This is a genomic window from Clostridium sp. LIBA-8553, from assembly GCF_057782465.1.
Genome location: NZ_CM173489.1, coordinates 1367077 through 1386015, shown reverse-complemented (window position 1 = coordinate 1386015; position 18939 = coordinate 1367077). Strand labels below are relative to the sequence as shown.

The window sequence follows — 18939 nt, the reverse complement described above, 5'->3', positions numbered from 1 at the left end:
TAATCTTTTAAAATTTATTTCCTTAAGACCTCTTTCACTTATTAGATAAACTTCCCCATAAAAAGGTTGCAAATTATTTTTTAATAATTAGGCTATGTTTTAGGGGAATGTTGATTTTTAGCTAATAATTAAAATTTTATCTAATTCAATATATTTATTTTTAATTATAAATTTTAATCTTTCAAACTTATAGACCTTAGTGAATAATCAAATATTAATTTCCAAACACTATAAAGGTATTATAATTTGAAAGGTAGTGATTTGTTTATTATGAATCCATTTTTAGAGAAAAGTTCAAAAATTCAATCACATTTTACAGATTGGAAAAATATCGCTGCAAAGCCTTATAATAAAAGTGAGGTTAATCCTTACACTAAAACTAGAATAATTTTAATGAACGGAGCTGAATTTGAGTCAAACTGGTTTTCTCATCAATTTTCCAGACATTGCTTAAATAATGAACTTAGAAGAGAACTTGCACTTTCTAGAAGGTTAGATAAGCAGCAACAAATGTTAATAGGTTCATTAAGACCTGCACATGAGACTATTCTAGAAACTACTATAAGTTATGAACAACTTGCAGTAGATTTAACCGCAAAACTTGCTAAAAGAGAGCCTAATAAGCATGTAAAAGAAGCGCTAGATTTTGCATTACTTGAAGATTTTGATCACTTATATAGGTATTCAGATTTACTCTTCATGGAAGAAGGAGTTAAGGCTGAAAACCTAGTAGGTCATTATACAGAAATAATGCCAGCTAGACCAACAATCTCTGAACATAGATGCCCTACTGATAACATAAGAAATTTTGTAGATTTTAAAACAGCTGATATTCTTACTAAGTTAAACATATCAATAATAACAGCGGCTGAACAACAAACTATGAATTATTACATGAATATAGCAGGTTTCTATACTAGTGATATTGGAAGAAGCCTTTATCAAGAAATAGGATTAATAGAAGAACAACATGTTTCACACTATGGAAGCCTTTTAGATCCTAACTGTACATGGCTTGAAAATTTACTTATGCACAAATATACTGAAGCATATTTATATTATTCTTGCTATAATTCTGAAGTTGATCCATATATAAAAGGTCTATGGGAACAAGGCTTTGTTCAAGAAGTTTCTCAATTACATCACGCAGCTGAACTTCTTAAAAAATATGATAAAAAAGAATGGCAAGAAGTTATTCCAAATGGAGATTTCCCAGAATTATTAACTCTAGGTGAAAATATAGATTATGTTAGAGATGTATTAAAAAATACTGTCAACAATACAACAATAAAAGATGATTATGTGGATGTAAGCACATTAAAATCTGATTCATCATTCCATGAATTCCAAAGTAAAGTTAATGCTGATGTTGCTAGTGTTCCAAGTCATAAGGTTATAACAGACTTCATATCAAAAAATAATCAAGATTATAGATTTGAAACTTGTGAAAATCCTATTGAAGATTTAAGAGGTAGAAAGTCTGACAATACTTCTGTAGGTAGAACATCTTTAAGTTAATATAAAAATAATTATAAAGAGCCAATATTTAATAAAATATTGACTCTTTATATGCTTTATAAAAGAAATTTTAATACATATTTGTTTTTTTGATTTTTGCTTTCATTAATCTATATAAAAATTATCTTATTGACTACTTATATAATATATTTATCAAAACAAACTACAATCCTATACTAATGAAAATAAATCATTTAAAGCTTCACTCATAGTAGGATGAGTAAATATATTATCTCTTAAGAAAGTATAGTCCTCATCAACCTTCATAGCTAAACTAACTGTCCTTATTATTTCAGCTGACTCTGCACATAACAGTGTACAACCTAATATCTTATTAGTATTTGTATCCACTATAGACTTCATCAGTCCTTGAGTTTCTCCAATAACTTTTGCTCTTGGAATAGCATTAACCTCTAATTATATTCCATATTATAGCTCTAATATTTCTTTTTAGCTACTATTATTAACATCATTGTTCTAAGTAGTTCATCCCTAATTTCTTGATAAATATTCAATGACTTCTTAATTCCACTAGATTCTCCCACAAATTTTTTAAAATCTTTTATTTAATGTATATATAAATATTCTCCACTAAATTAATATTTTCTTCTTTTATACTTACTTACGAATAATGTACTGATTAGTAATATAAAAGAAATTACCCCTAACAGTATGAAATAAATTTTATTAAATGATGTTTTAGAAAATTCTCCTTGATTCTGTCTCGGCATACTTTTAAACATATTTATGTTTTCTTCGCTTATTCCAAGTTCAGTTAACTGATTTTTCTCCTCTTCACTTAAACTTGAATAATCTCTATTATTTAATATAATCATAGCTTTCTGTATATTTTCTTGGGAAGGCATATTATCCATATTAGGTATACCCTTATTATTAGGAGGAGCACCATTAGAATTCTTCATATTGTTAAGAGCTTCTCCATTAAAAGCTGCTCCGCCTTGAGGTGGTTCTTGTCCATTGTTATTTTTTTCATCATTATTTTCTAAATTTTCTCCATTCATTTTATCATTAGGCATTTTTCCACCCATATTTTGTTCTCCTAATGCTTTTAAATTTAATGAAGTAGTAATATTGCCATATTCACTTGAAGTCTGTTCTCCATTTAATTGAGCTTCTACACTCTTTGTTCTATCATTTCCAAATACCAACAACTCTTTAATAGCATTTTTATATTCCTCGTAATTATAAAATGCTGTAGGATCAATCTTTACGTAATCTCCTATTAATTTATCATTATTTGTAACAGTTGTGTTAAAAATTCCACTTTTAAAATATTCATTTGCTATTTTTTCTAAATATCCATGGTATTTCTCTTTATATTCATCATTTTCTAAAAGTTTTCCTATAAGAGGAGCATTTTCTAAATTACCTGTAACAGGAGAGTCAATAGGGAAATTAACTGCCTTACTTCCACTATTCACTGAGAATCCTCCAAAGGACATGTTTAAATCCCATGGGATTATCTCACATACCCCATTATTTTCGTAAAGATAATAATTATGATACATTCCACCTGAATAGCTATCTAAATTAACTAAAAATGTATTAACAGCAAAATATTTAAGAACTTCATCAACATTTAAATGACTTTCTATATCTGTTCCAGTCTCTAAGCTTTTCATCATTTCAATCACATTTTCAAAGTCTTTGTCATTTGTACTCTTAAATACTGCACTATCTCTTAAAGTAGAATAGCTACTAACATTATCATCTATATATTTTAAATCAGCACCTTCATTGTTTTTTCCGCCCATCATAGAAGGCATTTGTCCCATTCCTTCCTTTTCTTCACTTTTATCTCCCTCTGCTTTTTGATTTTCATTAGGAATATTCATAGGTTTATTTCCCTCATTATTATTTTCAGCATTATTAGGCATATTTGGTGGTTTCATCATTCCACCTTCTTTTCCTTGATTATTTTTCATATCAGGCATGGCATTTTTCTCGTTACCTTCACCTTTTTTAGCTCCTACCCCCATAGTTTCAGGTTTATATAAATTCCCCTCTAATTCACCATAGTTCTTTTCAACAAATCTTTCATCAATTACTTCTACTGCCAAATATAATCCCCATTCATCTCCATTAATCTTTATATTTGAATAAGAATATTCTGGAGTAGGAACGCCTAAAAAATTATATATATCATAAGATATCGCTTCTTTCATGTAAGTCGCATCAGATATATTATTGTTTAACGCTAATTTTCTTATACCGTGATAAGTCTGTCCATCAACGTATTGTCCAAAATCTATTTTTAAACTATACCTATCTGTCGTACTATCATTTGCTACAGAGGACAAACTTGAATTTCCCTTAGGTCTAACCCCAACATTATAAAAAGTTTCTCCATTTATAGTGACATCTGCACTTCTATATTCTTCATCTGTAGCATTTTCAATAAGCCAATCCCAATCACTATCTTTTATCTTTATATTTATATTAGTTACAGTATTTTTATCCAAAACTGCCTCTATATTAGAATACTTTTCACTAGTAATAGCTGCCTTTGTGTAATTCAATGACTTTAAAGCAAATACTGATACAAAAACAAATATAACAGCTAAAGAAATACTTATTAAAGAAATGTATTTACTTCCCTTTTCATTTATCAATTAACCTCACCATCCTAATAAAATTTTAACTTATCTAAAATAGGAGAGAATATCCTTACTCTCTCCTATTTCTCCTTATTACTAAATCTAAGCCATATAATCTCCATTGTAGCTAACTAAAACAGCATTTGAAACTCCATTTACTTTCGATACTTCATTAACAAATGATGTAGTAACATTCTTTAATTTAATCTCTATTGTCATTTCAATTCCATTTGAAGGTGAAACAGTTTTTGATTTAACACAATATTTATTCACATTCTTTGATAGTATGTTAAGTACACCATTTTCACTAAGATCATTTTCACAATTAACTACTAATATATATGGGTTATCAGTTGTTTTCTTATTAGCAAATAGAACCATTACTATTCCTATAAAAACAGCACCTAAAACGGCTAGTGGAATAAGACCAGCACCTAAAACTATTCCCTCACTTATTGACCAAAATAAGAATGCAATATCCATAGGTTCCTTTATAGCACTTCTAAAACGAACTATAGAAAGCGCACCAACCATACCAAGTGAAAGAACTACATTAGATGTAACTCCAAGTATAATTAATGTAGTTATTAAGGTAAGTGCAAGTAAAGACATGGCAAAAGTTGATGAATACATAACTCCCTTAAATGTTTTTTTATAAACCTGCATTATAAATAGTCCTACTACAAAAGATAGCGCCATTGCTATGAACATGTCTAAAAATGATATAGACGTCATTTTGTCAATAAAACTTGATTTAAATATATCACTAAAATTAATTGCTTGATTATTCATTTATTTTCTCCTCCTAATTTTAATTTAAGACTATGTTTTAAACTAATGTTAATTTTAAATATAACTGTAAAACCATCTTAATGATCAGTTATTGCATTATTCCGAAGTAGATAATAGCAATACTTTGCGAAATTAAGCTAGCTCTTAAGGAATATTTAAAAATCAACGCTTAAATAAAACATAACCTAATTCAAAAGCTTATCCATATATTCTTGAAGCTGCATACTTAGAAATAGCTGATGCTCTACGGTCATTAGTTTGAATAATATCCTGTATTAATTCTGGTAAGAATTCATCAAACTTTACTTCTAATACAACTATGTTATTATCTATTGCTTCTATTGTAGGTAAATTATTATCAAATATATTTGTACTACATATTCCTGTTCTTATTTTTTTATCAAATGTTATACGTACATTTCCTAATCTATATATATAAGCCTCTCTGATGTAATCAACTATACTTTTCGGCTTTAATAAATCACCTTTAATTTTTGAATAAAATTCAATAAACAAAGCTTTATTGCTATATCTTAAGAATTCAATATCTCCCTTAATGATTTTTTCGCATTCTTCTTTACTTATTAACTCACTCTCCTTTGAACATAATCCATTTATTTTAGATTTTTTTTCAAGCTTAATAAAAGAGTGATTATCATTATAAAATCTTATACGAAACTTTTCTCTATGATTTATTCCATTGATTTTTTCCATAAGAACCTTATCCTTTAAATTATCAAAATAAAGACTTCTTATTTTATACTCATTATTCTCGCTAGCATTTTTATCGATTTTCATAACATGCATCAATCTATTTCTGATAGCCATATAATCTGAATGATTTATATAATGCTTAATTTCATGTCTAAACTTTTTTTCTTCCACTGATATCACCTCCAATCTCTCATCAAAATCTATTTTATAGAGTTAACCTTAATAGTTCCTTAACGCAAATAGAAAATTATTAAGGTTATCTATAAATTCTTCTACTATCCATATTTCAATGATATTTAGTAACTTCTTAAAATACAAATTCTTTTAAAATAATAAGTTTTAAGATTAATTCCTTTACTTCTAAACTTTGATTAAATAAAAATAAGGTTATATAGGTTAAACAATAACTGTTTAACTATACAACCTTATTAAAACTCTAAAAACATTCTTTTTACTTAAGCTCTAATTTACTATCTTAGGTATTATAATCTCAAATTTTGTTCCAACTCCATACTTGGAATATAACTTTATATCAACACCTAATGTTTTACCAATTGACTTTAACAAACTTAATCCAATTCCGCTACCATTTATATTTTTCCCTCTAACATCTGCACTTCTAAAGAATCGGTCAAAAATACGCCCTTTATCCTCTTCTTTTATTCCTATCCCATTGTCCTCAACTGTTATTTTAATATTTTTATTTATCTCTTGAAAACTTAAAGTTACGCTTCCTCCACTCTCTGTGTATTTAAAAGCATTTTCAAGGAGTATAATAATCATTCTTTTTACCTTACTATAATCCCACTTTACCATTACAGGCTCTAAAGGTCTATTAACCTGAAAAACCTTATCTTGAATTTCTGCTAAATCTATATAAAATTCACTTAAATCCTCTATAAATTCCTCTAATTCAAAGGATGTAACATTTATGCTGTTATCTATATCTTCTTTTGATAGAAGTAATAAATCACTGTTTAATTTTTCAAGAGCTCTAACTTCACTCATCATCTTAGATATATGTTCAAAATGCTCGTCTATTGTATCATCCCAAGAATTTGCTAAAAGCTCTAACTTTCCTTTAATTACAGCCAAAGGTGTTTTCATCTCATGAGATGCATCCTGAACAAAGAAAACCTGTTTATCATAAGCTTCTTTTATTGGTTTTATAACTTTTGAAGAAAGTATATATGATAAAACCAAAGCAATTCCAATTAATATTATTAAGGCAATTATTATTGTCTTAATTAATTGATTTATTGATTGAACCTCAGAATCAATATTTATAAGCAACTGTATTTTAATATCTCTATTTACTATAGTAACTCCTCTAAATTTATATCCATTTGATGTTATTTGTTCTACGTTATTTAAAGATTCATCCCCTAAATTAGGTAAATTATACTCATCAAAATAAGGATTTGGCTTCATTGCAAAAACTTTATCTCCTCTATATTGAATTACTATAATATTAGGTGGAATAGGGGGTAACATAAATTTACCATTTTCAAAAAATGCTTTTTCATATGGTTCAAGATTTAATATTTTTTGAATTTTTTCTTTTTCTTGAATCAAACTATTATCAACATCACTAAATACTCTAGAAGTATATAAAGTTATTGTTATAATAGCAAAGATTAAAAGGCAGAAAAAAACTATGCCTACACTAATTAAAGTAACACTTCTCTTGGTTTTATAAAAAATATCCTTTCTCTTCATTCTTTAATCCTCAATACTTTCATCTATTAAATATCCCATTCCTCTTTTGGTAACTATATATTTATCATATCCAAAAGGAGTTAGTTGTTTTCTAAGCCTACTCATATAAACCTCTATAATTTCAGTAGATGCATCGCTATTATATCCGCAAATATTATCAAAAAGTTGTTCTTTAAAAAGTACAACACCTTTATTTATTACTAAGTACTCTAATAAATTAAATAACTTTTCATTCAATTCTAGCTCTAAACCATTTATAAATACTTTCTTAGTCTTCATATTTATCTCCATATCTTTAAGCTGAAGTATGTTAGAATCCTTTATTTTCCCTAAACTTTTTAATATAAGATTTACTCTAGCCTTTAACTCCTCCATATAAAATGGCTTAGTTAAATAATCATTTGCTCCTAAATTAAAAGCTCTAAGCTTATCCCCTAACTCTTCCTTTGCTGTTAATACTATAACACCAGTATTTAATCTCTTTTTAGATATAAAATTTAAAACTTCCATACCTCCAGTACCTGGTAACATTAGGTCTAATATAACTATATCGTAATAATATGTGTTTAAATATTCTATAGCATCTAACCCATCGTAAACACATTCTATTTCTACATCATTTTTAAAATATTCAACTATATTCTCACTAATCTTTATATTATCTTCAACAAGCAATACTTTTATCATAATTTCTCCCTCTAATTATATTTTCCTACCAAACAATTTTTTCATATTTTAAAATTTCCTATACAAATATTTTTATACTTTAAGAACCTCCCTTATTATATCATTGATTTCTTTACGTAAGCTTAATGATTTTAATTAAGTTTTTATAAAATACTCTTATATTAAGCAAATAACAATTTTAAAAGTAAATATTACAAACTATATTGTAATATAAAAAAGGAGTATCCTTAAAAGATACTCCTTTCCTAGCTTAAATCATAATTTACATTAAAATATATTAGTTTCACTAACAACCTATTTTGTTTAATGTACTCTTAATCTTCAAATCTTATTTATTGTCAACAATATTTAGTTTAGTTATGACAAATAAGTTCCTTGTTTTTAAAATTCATTACTATATAAAATTTTTTCTAAAAAGTCGATTAAATATTCTGCATCTTTTTCCTTAGCATATTCTATTATTCTTTCCTTTTGAGTAGAGTCTAAATTATAATGATTCTTTAAATGAAGTAAACTTTTCTTAGCTGAGCTTTCATATAAATAATTTAAGTTAATACTTTCCCTATCTAACTTTTTAATTCTTAGTTCGCTGTTTATCTCTTTTATTATTGCTTCTACAACACACTCTAAAGAACAATACGGTTCATCTACTATGAAATAACCTCCATCATTAACACTAAATCCTTTTTCACAGTTAAAGCAAAATGTATCTATACATTGATTCTTTATGTTATTTTGTTTTATACCAACATCCAAATCACATCTAGACATTGTGCAATTATACTTTAAATTTTCTTTCACCTCTACTCCTCCTTTTCCTTGCCAAAATGTAAAATTTAAGCAACTATTATTTATATATGCTTTCAAAAGATTAAATATGTTAGATTTAGTAAAAAAGTTGTTTTACTTTTTAACATTAAACTATTTTTTAAAAATATTCTTAATAAAAATTTACTTTAGTTATACTAAAAAAACTTTAATTATTTATTAAAGTTTTTAAAGAATTTAATCCCTTTTCGATTCCATAAAGCCTATCTACACATTTTATTAAACAATAATTCTTATAATTATTCTTATGTTTTATTAATTGAATATTACGGCATGACTCACCTACTATATTATAACCCTCTGGAAAGTTCTTATTAAAACTTGATAACTTTTCTTCTATAATTCTTATGCCTTCATTTATATAATCATAATCTAAAGAATCTTTTCTTGAATTATATAAAACAACAACATAATTTATTATGGATGTTGTGAACTCACTATTGGCTAACATAAACTTCTTAAGTTCTTCATACTCTCTTTTATCCTTAGAATCATTATGCATCTGTATTCTTCCGCTAATTAGATAAGATGAATAAATGATTCTTCTTAGCTCCATTTCATTAAAATCATCTTTTAATGCTCCTTTAACCTTACCAATCATTATTTTATCTAAAGTAATAAGTCTTTTTATCATGTTTATTAATTCTACACGATTTTTATTAGGTAAAATAAATTTATTAGCAAATAATACTATTAAGGCTGCAATGGCAGTATAAGCTAATCTTAATGTAACGGCCTCTCCATCTCTCATAGAAATAGTAGTTATGGCTAAAGCATAGCAAGTTATATAAATGCTCATAGTTGCATAATCCTTAAATGCATACATAAAGAATGTTGAGATTAAGATTATAACAAAATGCATTTCATAACCTTTAAAAATAGAAAATAATACAAAAGCTAATATAACCCCTAAAATAGTTCCTCTAAATCTATCATAAACTCTCGCTTTACTATCTTCATAAAAAGGAAGAGCTAAGATAAATACTGTCATAGGCAACCAATATCCCTTTGGAAGAGAGAATATTCTAACAATAAAGAATGAAAATGTTACTATTATAGCCATCCTTATGGCAAATCTAAATTTAAATTCATTAAGCTTAAAATTATATTTACTATAAACTTGAAAATACTCTTTATTCTCTTTAAAATCTAAGAATCTTTTCAAATTAAATCTATGAAGATTTAAATGTTCTATAGCTTCTGATAAATACTTTAAAACTAACTCTGTGTAGAAAGTAAGATTTTTATTATGAAACTTAAATTCCTTTTGAAATTCATCTAATTTTCTATAACACAATTCATAATCATTAAAATTATCTCTAAGATACTTAAATAGCTTATAGAATTTTTTAAACTCCTTCTTATTTTCACGAATCATTTCCTCTGAACTTTTTAAATCATGAATTAAATTATTTATATGCTGAAAAGCAACCATAATCTGATAATACTTTCTTCTTCCTCCTGAATAAACAAATCTATTTAGTTCTCTACAAATATCAAAAAGTTCAACTTGTCCACTTTTAACTTCAGTTGTATTTTCACTATAAAGATTCTTAAATTGAAAATAAAGATTATCAAAACCATTTCTTATTAAGGATTCAATTTTAGTCTCCTCACCTTTAGGTGATACAATGATTAAGGCTAAATAAACAATTATATATGATACAAAAATTCCACAAAGTCTAGTAGGAATTTCTTTAAAAGTTACTGGAAACATTTGAAGAAGTACAAATGCCATTAAATAAGGGAAATAACTATTAGGGTTATAATCATCTGTTAATAAATAAACCAATAAAATTATTCCAAAAAAATTGATTAGTACTTCACTTATTCCACCCATACTTGCTATGGATGCAAGTATTCCAATAGGTAAATGTATAAATAATGGTTTAAACACATTTTTTTCAATTATTAAATATGTTCTCATTCTAATAAAAGTTAATGTCATATAAGTAGCAACAATTATATTACTAGATCCAAAAAACTTTAAATTTATGATAAGTAGTAACATTGATAAAATCGTTGGCGGTAACGCTGTTTTTAAAACTTTTTTATAGATTTCAAATCCATACTATCACCCTCTTTCAAAAGCTTCATTCAGATTTCATATAATATATAGAACTTTTAATAGCATTACCAAAATATATTTTTTAGTATTATTTAAATAAACTGTAGTAAAATTTAATAAGTCTATTTACTTTTATTTCTACTAAAGCTTACTTTCAATTTCATTAAGTCTTCTCCCAATTAAAAGTAATCTATCTAGGGATTTAATTAAAGAATAATTTTTATAATTATCCTTATGACTAATTAATTTAAATTCATTAACGTCTTTTTCTAGAATTTTAATACTAACTAAATTATTTAAGCTTAAACCACTACTTGCCTTTTCCAAAATATTAATTCCTTTTAAAGCAAAGTTATAATCTTTACACCCAATTTTTAAATTTGAATTATTTAAAACTATACAATAATTCGTGATACTAGCTAAAAAAGCATTATTATCCAACATAAATTTTTTTAAAGAATCATTTAATCCATCATTAATTGAATTATTGTGAATTTGAAGACGCCCACTTATTAAATAAAATGAATATATAATTCTTCTTATATCTGTCTTTCCTTCCTCTCTTTCTTTATCGTTAATCCCATGCAAAATTTTAATACTTTTATTTACCATGACTTTATCTAATTCTAATAATCTTCTAATCATATTTTTAAGCTCCATGTGGTTTTTATTGGGAAAAATAAACTTATTAGCAAATAGAACCACCAAGGCTGCAATCCCTGTATATCCTAATCTGTAAAAGCAAGCAGCTCCATCACTCATTGACATAGTGCTTATTCCAAGTGCATAACAAGTTATGTATATACTCATAATTCCATAGTTTTTAAAACTATATTTAAAGAATGTAGCTAAAACTATTATTATGATATGCTCTAAAGGAGTTCTGAAAATTGAAAATAATATTAAAGCAACTACAGTTCCTATAGCAGTTCCTCTAAACCTATTCCAAACTCTAGCCTTACTATCTGTATAAAAAGGAACCTCCAATAAAAATATTGTCATCGGAAGCCAATATCCCTTTCCTAAATGAAATACCCTAACAATTAAAAATGATACAGTAATTAAAATCGATATTCTTAATGCAAATCTAAGTTTAAACTCATTTAACTTTAAACTATACTTACTATAAACTTCAAAATACTCCTTAGTCTTTTTATGTTTAAAATCAAGAAATTTCTTTAAACTAAATCTTTTAGAATTCATATGATTAATGGCTTCTAGAAAATACTCCATTACTGAATCTACATATTTCTTTAAATTTTCATTATTAAAATTATTATTTTTTATAAACTTACTTATTTCATCCTTGCATGCACTTTCATCTTTCAGATTATCCTTAAGAAAACCTAATAAACTAAGAATATTATTATAACTCTCTTTATTATTATCAATCATTGACTGACTAGCAAAGTCTTCAATTATGTTATTTATGTGTTGAAATGCAACTATAAATTGATAATATTTATTTTTCTGTCCTAAGTAAACAAATCTATTAAGTTCCTTCTCAACACTAAATAGCTTAAACTGGTTTTCTCTAACCTTATTTCCATCTCCTGAGATAAGAATTTTCATTTGAGAAATAGCTTCGCTAAATCCTTTCTCTATTAGATCCTCAATTTTTCTTACTTCTCCTCTTGGAGAAACTATAAATAAAGCAAAATATACTATTAGATATGATATTATTATAGCTAATATTCTGTCTGGCATTTCTTGCGGCTCTATAGGAAACACTTGTAAAAATACAAACGCCATTAAATAAGGGAAATAACTATTAGGATTATATTCATCGGTTAAAAGATAAACTAAAACTATTATTCCAAAGAAATTTATGAAAGCTTCACTCCACACCCCTCTACTAACTAAAGAAGCAAAGATTCCTATAGCTAGATGTAGAAAAAGTGGACTAAATTCATTTTTTTCTATAATAGAATAATTTCTCATTCTTACAAAGGTTAATGTCATATAAGGCGCAATTATTACATTTTTCATTCCAAAGAATTTTACATTGACAAATAGAAGCAATGAAGAAACAATAGTGGGTGGTAATGCCTTTTTAAAAGTTTCTCTTATACTATCTAGTTCCAAGCCCTCCCCTTCTTTCAAAAATTTTTCATTTCACTTTTTTTAAATATGCTACTATAAAAATTGTACCACATTTAGTTACATTTTGTTCATATTTTGTTTATAAATTTTATTTAAGAGATTTATGTAGTATTAATCTCTTAAATAAAATTTATAAAAAAACTTATTTCCACTAATGTAGAAACAAGCTTTTTCATTTGCTTGGATATAAACATAACTTATAAAGTTGAACCATCTATGTAATATCTCTTTCCATCTTATTCTTATTTATATTTCTAATGGCTAAACCTATACTTAATCTCGTAGCTTAAATTTAATATCCCATACTTCTATATTAAAGAATTTAGTTCTATCTACCTTTATTTTAGAGAAATTAACTACCTTCTCCGAATTAAATTTTAAGCTAATTCTAAATGGCTATCTAAAAATCAACATCTACCTAAAACAGATTTAAATTTTAAAACTGAAAACATAATATTTTATAAATGGCCTCTCTTTTCTTGATTTTATCTGTATAATATTTCTTAGCATATTCTTTCATGTCTATTTCTTCATTTTTTTCTTCACCATTTCTTATGGACCATTCTCCCACTGTATCTTCTAAAGATTTTCCATTACTTTTTGATAAATAATATGTTCCATACTGTATATTTTTATCATCATCTGCTATTTGTTGCGGATTAAAGTTTGTATCCCCAATTTCTTTTGCTATTTAAGCTCCAGTATCCTCTGTTAATTTCATTAATCCTGAAGCTTTATGTTCCTTATATTCAACCTTATCAAATCCTGTTTCAAAGTTTATAAATGCTGCAATTCTTTCTGATTTAACATTATATTCCTTAGCATATTTCTCTATTGCATTTCTATCTTTCATTGGAAATACAGTTTCCCTTGCTACAAATCCAGCTCCTATAGTTACTGCTAATGCTATTAATATCCCACTTGTTACTTTTTTTATCATTTTGTTCCTCCTAAATTTAAATATATACATTTTTTGTCTTAATCATTTCTTCTCACCTGACAACTTTATTATAAATTCTAAATTAAAATTCAAGTATCTAAGCACCTTACTTTTCATTGCAATTTTGTAAGAAAACACCAACTCACCTAAATACTTCTTAATAAAATTCCGGATTGTCCTAGCTGCTATTTAGACTTTCTATACGCCTAAATAAAATTCACTAAACTTAAGAGTCCTCAATCTCTGTCTTAATTAAGTCTTATTTCTTTTAAGGAACACAACTTCACTATGTTCAATTACATAAATTTAAGTAGACAAATTTAAACTTTAATCTTCACTTAAAATAGAGCAAAACAAAAAGTCCTAAAATTCATAATTAATATATGAACCTTAGAACTTTTATTCTAAAATTTAAAACTTAACAATTTTTATCAATACGATTAGTAATAAACTATGAAACTAGGAAGTCTAATATATTCATTCCTGTTGATGTTTTAGCTTTATAGAACTCAGTGAATCCACATTGCTTGCAACTTATAGTTATAAACTTCTTATTTTGAACATCAAAAAGTTTAGCCATAGTTCCACCAGTAGCTTGTATTTGATCACTTACAAATTCCTCACATTGACATTTTGGACAAATAAATTTTCTCTTCTCCATATATAAAAAACTCCTTTTCTTACCCTTAAAAATTCTCTTATTTAATTTATAAATTAAGTATATACCATAGATTCGATTTTTAATATTTAAGTTTCTTACTTTTTCATTTCAAATTTGTAAGGAATATATCATGTAATTTAGAATTAAATAATAAAAATCTAAAGTTCAAAAGCTTTTTAGCTTTCATTTTAAGCTTCTCCCTTTTTAATATCATTACTCTTTTAATTATATTATCACAAAACTTTTGAATATTCTTGATTCTTAAATATATTTAAGTTTTATTTAATGTTAAAACTTCTATTCTTATGCTAAGATATTTTCACCGAAATCTTCTAAAAGTTTTATTATTGGACAAAGACTTTTTCCAAGGTCAGTTAAAGAATATTCAACATGTGGAGGAACTTCATTAAACTGAGTTCTTAGTACAAGTTTATTTTCTATAAGATCTTTTAAAACTCTTGTTAACATAATACTTGATATTCCTTCAATATTTTTTTGAAGTTGGTTAAACCTTATATTATCATAACTAGAAACTTCCCATAAAACTTTCAACTTCCACTTTCCACTTAAAACTTTCAAAGCGTGCTCTATATATCTTTCATTAATTTTTCTCTTATTATATTTTTTCATATGACACCAGTCCTAAAACTTATTTTACTGATTAATGATATCATATAACAATCTAAATTCATAATCCACAAGAGTATTACTCAATTTAAAACCATGTCTTAAACAATCTATTGTAACCTCATTAAAAATTTTATAAAAATAGCTAAATAAAGCTATACATTTGATAAAAATAAAAAATAAGCTCTATTATAAATTTTTATATAACTAAAAATTTATAATAGAGCTTTTATGTAGCTATTTTCTTTTTTTTATTAATGATAGGATTGCTTGTACACCTATATTTAATATACCTACAAATAAAGCTAGATATGCTATAGGTATTAAGAAAAATGGCTCAACGAGTCTACCATCTGGTAATACTTCTGATCCTATGATGTTAAAAGCAATAATACATATTACAACTATTAAAAAAGGTATTGAATTTAAAATATATTTTTTCATGTTAAAATCTCCTTCATACTTTGTTTAAGTTAAATTAATAATATCACCTCCCAAAAGAAATTTCAATCATTTTTTATCGAAAAACAATATATTTATATCCTTTTGATATATTGTTTTAAAAACCTAAACAAACTATAACACTCATTCTTTTTTCGAATAAATAATACAAATTAAGTTCAATACTTAACTTTTTGTAAGTAACTAAACAAATTTTGCGTACTTGTTTTAAATTTTAATGATTACTATAATTTTACTTAGACGTACAGAAATTTTAATTAATATTTATTAGATAGGTAGGTTGATTTATTATGATGAAAGTAGACACTAGTAAATGTATAGGTTGCACTCTTTGTATGCAAGATTGTATAGTTAGTGATATTGAAATGATAAATGGTAAAGCACACATAAAAAATGAAAGTTGTATAGAATGTGGACACTGTATTGCTATTTGTCCTAAGAAAGCTGTTTTAGATATAGATTATGATATGAGTAATATTCAAGAATATAAAAAAGAGGATTTTGATATTGACTCAGATAGACTTCTAAATTTTATTAAGTTTAGAAGAAGTACAAGGCTTTTTCAAAATAAAGATGTGGAAGATGAGAAGCTTGAAAAAATAATAGAAGCCGGAAGATTTACTCAAACAGGAAGTAATATGCAAAACGTTTCTTATGTAGTTGTAAAAGATAAACTTCAAGAACTTAGAAAAATGGTTTTAGAAACATTGAATTCTTTAGGAGAAGATTTAATAAGCAAAGAAACTACTCCAACGACTATAAAAAGATATTGTTATATGTGGATTAAAATGTATAATGATTTCTTAGAAGATCCAAATGGAGAAGACAAGTTATTCTTTAAAGCACCTGCACTTATAATTGTTAAGTCAGAATCTGCTGTAAATGCCTCTCTTGCAGCATCAAATATGGAACTTATGACTAACGCTCTAGGTCTTGGAACTTATTTTAGTGGATTCTTAAAAAGGGCAGCTGACGTTAATCCTAAAATAAATGAATTCTTAGGATTAAAAGAAAATGAATATCTAGTAAACTGTATGGTGATTGGATATCCTAGGGTTAAATATAAAAGAACTGTTCCAAGAAAAGAAGCTAAAATAACTTGGATATAGTTTTAAATTTGTTTCTTTATCTTTATTTTATATAAGTTATATTTTCAAGTAAAATCTTAAAAGTAATTTTTAAAATATAATATTAAATTAAAATAAATTATTATATTTCATTATATAACAAGACCTTTTTAACTATATTTATTTTTAGATATGACTGTTAAAAGAAAGCACTTAATAAAAAAGAGTTGTATTAAAGCACTATTAAAGTTACTTTTAATACAACTCTTCTTTATATCTTCTAATATTTAAACTATTTCAGGTTTAATAACTCTCTCTAAGTATTATTTAATCTACCTTAATTTCAAAAACTAAATCAAAGGTTTTAGACATACCATATCCACTAAAACTAGTATCAACATTCATCTAAAACAAAGTCTAAATAAGAAAAAGCTTAATATAATAATAGACATTAAAAGTAAATAAATTACTCATAATGTCTACTTATCCATTCAATTTCACTCCGAAAATTATATTATCTAAAGTCTATAGAATAACTCTCTTCCTTTGCTTTTAAGTAATATTAGCTCTCCCACAATTACTAAAATGATTAATCCTAAACAAATTCCTAAAAATGTATTTATTCCAATATCAGATAATACCATAAATATTTCCACAGGAATTCCTATACTTATAAAAGTAAATATCATATTTACAAATACACTAGTACTTTGCTTAACAGCCGCAATTGGTGATGACCATTCAAGCTTAGGGAAATATAAATTTATGATTATTCCCATTATTGCTGAAAGGAAACAATATAATACTGATATAACTAGATTCCAAAGTATATCAACAATTGAAAACTTAAGTCCTATAGCAAATAATATATTAGCTAATATAACTGCTGGCACTGTTATGGTTAAACAAAGTAAAATCTTACTTAAAAATATGCTCTTTTCCCCTATTGGCAAAGATTTCGCAATCCATAAATTTTTACCTTCTATTGATATTGAGGATGGTGTAGTTGAAGAAAGACCAATACAAAATATCATAACTCCTAATATTAAAAGATCCATTCTATTACTCATTCCTGGCACTCCTACAAATGTAGCTATTATATTCTTATCAACAAAGAAAATGGCAACTGCGCCTATAAGAAGAATAAGCATTCCAAAAGCTGTATTTAATACATAAATAGGAGTAGAAAAATACCCTTTTAATTCTTTTAAATAAAGAGCTTTAAGTTGACTGTTACTCTTTAACTTAGAAATCCTAAAGTTTTCTTCCTTCTTAAAGTTTTCTCCAAGTCTTGAATTTATCTTCTTAAATTGTGTACTAAATAAAAACACAAATATTATAAAAGTTGTTATTGATATACCTACAAACTTTAAGAGCTCAAATAAGTCTCCATTTATAAGTCCATTAGTTAAATATATTACCGGAGGATAAATAACTCCTAAACTCTCTATTATATTACTACTATTCTCTGCTAAGGATTTAAATAAGTCTTGTATTTTAAAAGAAAATAGGAAAATAACTAAAAATATTAAAGTACTTCCTAAAATGCTAATTAAATTCTTATATTTAAATTTTGAAGCAAAATAAGATATTATAAGTGCTACAATTGCTCCTATTATTATAGGAAGTAATGGTAATAAGAATATAGAAATAACTATCATTAAAAAGAATTTTACAGAATTTCCACCCATATTAATGAAATATATAACTGAAGGTGGTATCATTACACAAGCTGTAAATATCCAATTTAGAGATAATAAATCTACAAGTTTACTTGTAAAAATTACTCTATCACTTATTGGCAAAGCCATTAACATATCAAAATCCTTAGCTGAAAATAAAGTACCTTGAGCCTTATATACTGAGGTAAAGAGTACAGCTAAGGTACTTGCCATAGTTCCTAAAAGAAGTAAAAGTTCCATAGCTCCTATACTTTTAAGCATATCTGCTAAAAGTATAGAATATACAGAAGAAATATACAAAAAGACTATAGGAACTAAAAGAACTATTCCCAACTTACCTAAGGACTTTCTTTTCTCCTCTTTATCATCCTTTACAGAAAAAACATTAAGTCCCAAATTGTTTATAAAATTAACTTTTAAAAGTTTAAATAATTTATTCATCGAAATCACCCT

At 26.0% G+C, this 18939-nt stretch carries 16 protein-coding genes and 1 pseudogene; 2 read left to right on the top strand and 15 right to left on the bottom strand.

All coding sequences use genetic code 11. From position 1 onward, the window contains the following. Positions 1 to 270: 270 nt before the first annotated feature. On the top strand, positions 271 to 1518 hold the full coding sequence (locus tag AC2JAQ_RS06125) for a hypothetical protein (protein ID WP_488458413.1): 1248 nt from the start codon (positions 271 to 273) through the stop codon (positions 1516 to 1518). 171 nt (positions 1519 to 1689) lie between these two features. On the opposite strand, the pseudogene AC2JAQ_RS06120 reads toward AC2JAQ_RS06125, so the two are convergent. From AC2JAQ_RS06120 to AC2JAQ_RS06055, 14 genes and pseudogenes are all read right to left on the bottom strand, one after another. Further along, a pseudogene (locus AC2JAQ_RS06120) lies at positions 1690 to 1935 on the bottom strand (pyridine nucleotide-disulfide oxidoreductase); the annotation flags it as partial. A 179-nt stretch (positions 1936 to 2114) separates the two neighbouring features. Further along, complete coding sequence (locus tag AC2JAQ_RS06115; RefSeq protein ID WP_488458412.1) at positions 2115 to 4151, bottom strand: CotH kinase family protein; 2037 nt, start codon at positions 4149 to 4151, stop codon at positions 2115 to 2117. 87 nt (positions 4152 to 4238) lie between these two features. Beyond that, positions 4239 to 4928: a DUF4956 domain-containing protein gene (locus AC2JAQ_RS06110; RefSeq protein WP_488458411.1), complete on the bottom strand. Its 690-nt coding sequence runs from the start codon at positions 4926 to 4928 to the stop codon at positions 4239 to 4241. Between the two features lie 198 nt (positions 4929 to 5126). After that, positions 5127 to 5813 carry a polyphosphate polymerase domain-containing protein gene (locus AC2JAQ_RS06105; RefSeq protein WP_488458410.1) on the bottom strand — a complete coding sequence of 229 codons (687 nt, stop codon included), beginning with the start codon at positions 5811 to 5813 and terminating at the stop codon, positions 5127 to 5129. A 291-nt stretch (positions 5814 to 6104) separates the two neighbouring features. Beyond that, positions 6105 to 7361 (bottom strand): sensor histidine kinase, encoded by a 1257-nt coding sequence (locus AC2JAQ_RS06100; RefSeq protein ID WP_488458409.1) that lies wholly within the window; start codon positions 7359 to 7361, stop codon positions 6105 to 6107. Between the two features lie 3 nt (positions 7362 to 7364). Beyond that, positions 7365 to 8048, bottom strand: a complete 684-nt coding sequence (locus AC2JAQ_RS06095; RefSeq protein ID WP_488458408.1) for a response regulator transcription factor — start codon at positions 8046 to 8048, stop codon at positions 7365 to 7367. A gap of 381 nt (positions 8049 to 8429) precedes the next feature. After that, positions 8430 to 8849: a hypothetical protein gene (locus tag AC2JAQ_RS06090; RefSeq protein WP_488458407.1), complete on the bottom strand. Its 420-nt coding sequence runs from the start codon at positions 8847 to 8849 to the stop codon at positions 8430 to 8432. Positions 8850 to 9024: 175 nt separating this feature from the next. Beyond that, positions 9025 to 10887, bottom strand: coding sequence for an FUSC family protein (locus AC2JAQ_RS06085; RefSeq protein ID WP_488458406.1), 1863 nt, complete (start codon positions 10885 to 10887; stop codon positions 9025 to 9027). Positions 10888 to 11085: 198 nt separating this feature from the next. Next, positions 11086 to 13029, bottom strand: a complete 1944-nt coding sequence (locus tag AC2JAQ_RS06080) for an FUSC family protein (protein WP_488458405.1) — start codon at positions 13027 to 13029, stop codon at positions 11086 to 11088. Between the two features lie 454 nt (positions 13030 to 13483). Next, positions 13484 to 13618, bottom strand: coding sequence for a hypothetical protein (locus AC2JAQ_RS06075; RefSeq protein WP_488458404.1), 135 nt, complete (start codon positions 13616 to 13618; stop codon positions 13484 to 13486). Positions 13619 to 13738: 120 nt separating this feature from the next. After that, the gene (locus AC2JAQ_RS06070) at positions 13739 to 13987 is read right to left on the bottom strand and encodes a lysozyme family protein (RefSeq protein ID WP_488458403.1); all 249 of its coding nucleotides are present in this window, start codon (positions 13985 to 13987) and stop codon (positions 13739 to 13741) included. A gap of 451 nt (positions 13988 to 14438) precedes the next feature. Next, a complete protein-coding gene (locus AC2JAQ_RS06065) occupies positions 14439 to 14648 on the bottom strand; it encodes a zinc ribbon domain-containing protein (RefSeq protein WP_488458402.1) in 210 nt (69 codons plus the stop codon). Between the two features lie 303 nt (positions 14649 to 14951). After that, positions 14952 to 15278 (bottom strand): winged helix-turn-helix transcriptional regulator, encoded by a 327-nt coding sequence (locus AC2JAQ_RS06060; protein WP_488458401.1) that lies wholly within the window; start codon positions 15276 to 15278, stop codon positions 14952 to 14954. 234 nt (positions 15279 to 15512) lie between these two features. Next, a complete protein-coding gene (locus tag AC2JAQ_RS06055; RefSeq protein WP_488458400.1) occupies positions 15513 to 15719 on the bottom strand; it encodes a DUF3955 domain-containing protein in 207 nt (68 codons plus the stop codon). Between the two features lie 308 nt (positions 15720 to 16027). Between AC2JAQ_RS06055 and AC2JAQ_RS06050 the strand changes: the two genes are divergently transcribed. Next, entirely contained in the window at positions 16028 to 16846 is an 819-nt protein-coding gene (locus tag AC2JAQ_RS06050) for a nitroreductase family protein (protein ID WP_488458399.1), read from the top strand. A gap of 476 nt (positions 16847 to 17322) precedes the next feature. Here the strand turns inward: AC2JAQ_RS06050 and AC2JAQ_RS06045 are convergent, their stop codons facing one another. Continuing rightward, entirely contained in the window at positions 17323 to 18927 is a 1605-nt protein-coding gene (locus AC2JAQ_RS06045; protein ID WP_488458398.1) for a putative ABC transporter permease subunit, read from the bottom strand. Positions 18928 to 18939: the final 12 nt, after the last annotated feature.